At 72.3% G+C, this 998-nt stretch carries 1 protein-coding gene; it reads left to right on the top strand.

Going from position 1 to position 998, the window contains the following annotated elements; translation table 11 throughout:
• A partial coding sequence (locus AB0N07_RS51325) for a CNNM domain-containing protein (protein WP_365847917.1) occupies positions 1-788 on the top strand: 788 nt, incomplete at its 5' end.
• Positions 789-998 lie beyond the last annotated feature (210 nt).

The raw sequence follows: 998 nt of genomic DNA, 5'->3' as shown, positions 1-998 counted from the left end.
TGGGCGCCCTCGGGGTGCCGGCCGCGGCGGCGGACGTCACCGCCTTCGTGCTCGCGCTGCTGGTGGTCACCTTCCTGCACGTGACCCTGGGCGAGATGGTGCCCAAGAACGCCGCCGTCTCCTTCGCGGACCGCGCCGTGATGCTGCTGGCCCCGCCGCTCGTGTGGCTCTCGAAGCTGCTGCATCCGGTCGTGGCCGCGCTGAACTGGACGGCCAACCTCGTGCTGCGCGCCCTGCGCATCGAGCCGAAGGACGAGGTGGCCTCCTCCTACACGCTCGAGGAGGTGCAGTCGATCGTGGCCGAGTCCACCCGCTCGGGCACCCTGGTGGACGAGTCCGGCGTGCTGCACTCGGCCCTCGAGTTCTCGGACCGCCGGGCCGGGGACGTGATGGTGCCGCGTGAACGGGTCGTCACCGTCCCCGAGGGGATCACGCCGCACGACTTCGAGTGGACCGTGGGCCGCGTGGGCTTCTCCCGGTTCGTGGTCGAGGACCCCGACGGCGGCTACACCGGCTACCTGCACCTGAAGGACGTCCTCACCGTGGAGCCGTCGGGGTACGACGAGCCGATCCCGCTCACGCGCGTGCGGTCGCTGGCCAACGTGCGGCTCGAGGACGAGGTCGAGGACGCCCTGGCGCTCATGCAGCGCACGGGCTCCCACCTCGCCCGGGTCATCACGCCCGAGGGCGAGACCGCGGGCATCCTCTTCCTCGAGGATGTGCTCGAGGAGCTCGTCGGGGAGATCAACGACGTGACGCAGTCGCCACGTCGGTTCCGGCCCGCGTAAGCGTCGCACAGGCAGCGCGGTGCTACTGTTGAGAACCGATTTCATGCACCGCCCCCGACACGAACGAGGTCGCCCCATGCTCCGCCGCCGTCGCCTGCCCGCCCTGACCGGGGCCCTCGCCGCGCTCACCCTGAGCCTCGCCGCGTGCGGCGGGACCGACGGCGGCTCCTCGGGTGCGCAGGCCGCGGGCGCCTCTGCGGCCGCCGGGTC

The sequence above is a fragment of the Streptomyces sp. NPDC051172 genome (assembly GCF_040682555.1).
Taxonomy (GTDB): Bacteria; Actinomycetota; Actinomycetes; order Streptomycetales; family Streptomycetaceae; genus Streptomyces.
Note: the sequence above shows the minus strand (reverse complement) of the source record. Positions and strands in the feature narration are given on the sequence as shown.